The following is a 2,969-nucleotide window of genomic DNA, read 5'->3' on the forward strand; positions in this document are numbered from 1 at the left end:
ACAATTCTAGCGGTCGCTTTTAGCCATGAGTCACCCACTATTTTCAGCCAATTTAACGAGTTGTGGACTTCCTTCTCGACCTTAACAGGCTGGCTAGTATTGACATAACTGCGGTTTACAAACCGGATAATTGAGCCTTGGTTTTCGGCATTGCAGATATTATCTCAATTCTAGACTTATCTTGTCCAGCGAGCTTTGACTAAGTTTAGATAACTATTTCGCCCTGTAAGTTAACCCTTCATCTTCTTCTGTTTGCCACTGCCGCAAAAGTTCAAAAGCATTAAAGCCCCTGTATTGCAGGTAGTTCAAGACTTTGCCCTTGGTTTTCGGATCTACTTTACTCCAAGCATCGATCTTGTATTTCCGCATGACTTTGGCTTTTAATTCGGCGAGTTTTGCGGCTTCCGAGTCCAGATTTTCGGCAATTTCTTCCTCCCAGACTTGCTCGAACAAATCGCTAGTAATTCCTTTTTGCAGGCACTTGCGCTTGATGGCCGATTTCCCGTATTTGCCCGTAGCAGAGGCGATCGAGTTTGCCACCAAGCGAGTGTCAGACTGATAGCCCCGGTCTTGAATTTGCGCGATCGCCTCCAATATTTCCTCATTGCCAAAACCTTTCTCTTGCCCCTTTTTGCGAAGTTCAGAGGCACTGTAGTCTTTGCGGGACAAGAGAAAATAGAAATAGTCAAGACAGCTCATCAGTTAAATCGAAGGTTGGCGCGCAAATACTTCTGTAGCGAATATCAAATCCAGTCGCCTTGCTATCGGCAGACTGCATCGCGATCGCCTCTATTCTTCTGTATCCTCCTCTTCTTCCACTTCCACTTCCGGTCTGTCCACATCGATCTGAATCAAGCGAATGTGCTTGTATCCGAGTTTAATTTCAAACTCGTCACCTGGCTTTAATCCCATTTCTTGGGTATAATTTGCCCCGATCACGATCGAGCCATTCTTGTGAACGCTAGCGCGATAACTCGCTTCTCGTCCGCGTCCGTCTGCTTTCGACTTCTCTAGCTCAATTCCCTTAGCAGCTAACACTGCATCGTAAAACTCAGCCAAGTTAATCCGGGTTTCTCCACTTTTGCTGACGGTGAAGTAGCCGCAAAGCTTTGCAAGTTCTCTGCGCGGCAAATCGCTGCCTTTGATTTTTTGAAGCAGACCTTTTCCTGTTAAGGGTGCTGTAGCTGTTTCTGCCATTGACCGTACCTCGCTTATTGGACTTTACTTATATCAATTACAACACATTAGATTAACTTTGTTTCACTGTCAATACTAAGAATTCGGAATATAAGATTCTGGGTAAATTTTTGCGGTCTCAAAACCGGGGGTGTAAGTAAGGATACTCGAAGGCAGATCTATTTGCCTTCGAGCAGGTGATGCTTGCCTAAGCGTCAAGGGCGCGATCGCGGGAGGAATTATTGTCGCAAATTAAATGCTTTACTTTTTTACAGTAAAGTCTGTTCCCAACTTTCACCAATCCCCGATCCAGTCTGCGGTCAAGGTAAAAACCAAAGCACCGATGAATGAAAATACCTAGGGCGCGACACAGGCAAATCTGCCGCCAGCCTTGTTACCGGCGCGGGGTTAAATTTTACCTCAACAAGGCGAGGCAGCACTTGTTCTCGATGCCGCTGCCACCTACTTGTAAACCCTGTTTTTCGGGCGGCGAATCCCCTCAAAACCCCAAATACCGAAGAGCAATCTTCTATTAAGGTGTTCGGCATATATAGCCCATCCACCCTGACGGTTAGGACGCTCTTAATGGCCCTTTCCCCATGGAGTCGATTGCTTCTGACTTCTGAGTTCAGACTTCTTTTTACCCCCCGAGCGCAGCCTTTATCGCCTTCTTCCTTCTCCGTTCTTCCTTCTTCCTTCTTCCTTCTTCCTTCATTCAACATCTGCTATAATTTGCACACAACGCAGTCCGGGGAAGGCAATCCGGTAAAAAAATCAAGGAAATTTCACCTGTTCGTTGAAAGGGTTTTCGCTAAAAACCGATTGAATGGGCGTGGCGGCAGAAACATCGTGCAGCCACCACCGGAGGAATTAGCTGCTGCACCAAAAACATTAGATCTCTTACAAAAATACAAAGCACCACACCCCAGCCCTCCCCGCGAGTTCGGGGAGGGGGTAAGATTATTCTTGTTTCCCCCCGAAGTTCGAGGGGACTTGCGGGGGGTAAATTTGACGAGAGCAAGAGTTCTATTGTCTGTGATGTTCGAGGGGGAGAAGCGGATGGGGGGGACAAGAACAAGGAATAGGGAATTAAAATATACAATTTATAATGTTGTAGAGGGATTTGTTTCATCGCGCGATCGGGCTGCGCCACTCTTCAACCTTCGCTACTTTCTCAGTGGACTCCGAGGGGGCGATCGGGAAAATCGCCCTCGGAGGGCCACAAGCCAGAGAATTTGACGTTATTTTGACAGGGCAATTGAAAAAGACCGACTTAAATGCAGTACAGCTTAAATATTGGTTTCAACACAAATTAGCACTTACCGCTCATCAACCCGGTTTCTACCCAAAATCAGAAGCTGGGAAATTTGCGTATCTAGGAAGAAACCGAGTTTTTCGTCAAGAGAGTAGGCGCCCAACTGTCGATCGAGCATTCGTCCCAGATGCGATCGAGCAGCAGCCGATCGCGAATTGCCAAGGACAACCGCAGTTAATTTCGCTCCCAAGCAAGCGAGCCCAAACTCAGCTCCGGGCGATCGGTTGTTGCTTCTGGGTTAGGAACTGTAACTTAATTTATGGACAAAGCTACCCATCCTTAACTATTTGGGTAGCTTTTTGAGCAAATTGTGGCGGCGCGAGACTATTTGCCCGTAGTTCAATTTGTTTTTGCCTCCGTGCCATTGGATGACAGATGTGGGCGTCTTGCGTCAGAGGAATCTGCGTTTGGAATCATTATAATTTTTTGACCAGCCATGTTGATGCTCGCAGGAAGTCGTATATAATACAAAGCACAG

At 46.8% G+C, this 2,969-nt stretch carries 4 protein-coding genes; 1 reads left to right on the forward strand and 3 read right to left on the reverse strand.

Translation table 11 applies throughout. The features are described from left to right. Nucleotides 1–213 precede the first annotated feature (213 nt). From JGK16_RS32405 to JGK16_RS32415, 3 genes are all read right to left on the reverse strand, one after another. The gene (locus JGK16_RS32405; protein ID WP_293187176.1) at nucleotides 214–699 is read right to left on the reverse strand and encodes a regulatory protein RecX; all 486 of its coding nucleotides are present in this window, start codon (nucleotides 697–699) and stop codon (nucleotides 214–216) included. Between the two features lie 90 nt (nucleotides 700–789). Further along, on the reverse strand, nucleotides 790–1,197 hold the full coding sequence (locus JGK16_RS32410) for an AbrB family transcriptional regulator (protein ID WP_293187175.1): 408 nt from the start codon (nucleotides 1,195–1,197) through the stop codon (nucleotides 790–792). Nucleotides 1,198–1,496: 299 nt separating this feature from the next. Continuing rightward, entirely contained in the window at nucleotides 1,497–1,898 is a 402-nt protein-coding gene (locus tag JGK16_RS32415) for a hypothetical protein (protein WP_293193985.1), read from the reverse strand. Nucleotides 1,899–2,299: 401 nt separating this feature from the next. Between JGK16_RS32415 and JGK16_RS32420 the strand changes: the two genes are divergently transcribed. Then, nucleotides 2,300–2,794 carry a hypothetical protein gene (locus JGK16_RS32420; protein WP_293187173.1) on the forward strand — a complete coding sequence of 165 codons (495 nt, stop codon included), beginning with the start codon at nucleotides 2,300–2,302 and terminating at the stop codon, nucleotides 2,792–2,794. The last annotated feature ends 175 nt before the right edge of the window (nucleotides 2,795–2,969 follow it).

Source organism: Microcoleus sp. PH2017_09_SFU_O_A (genome assembly GCF_020738625.1).
In the GTDB taxonomy this organism is placed as follows: Bacteria; Cyanobacteriota; Cyanobacteriia; order Cyanobacteriales; family Microcoleaceae; genus Microcoleus.

Coding starts and splice junctions, on each gene's coding strand:
- JGK16_RS32405 (WP_293187176.1), bottom strand. CDS start 699: ATGAGCTGTCTTGACTATTTCTATTTTCTCTTGTCCCGCAAAGACTAC.
- JGK16_RS32410 (WP_293187175.1), bottom strand. CDS start 1,197: ATGGCAGAAACAGCTACAGCACCCTTAACAGGAAAAGGTCTGCTTCAA.
- JGK16_RS32415 (WP_293193985.1), bottom strand. CDS start 1,898: ATGTTGAATGAAGGAAGAAGGAAGAAGGAAGAAGGAAGAACGGAGAAG.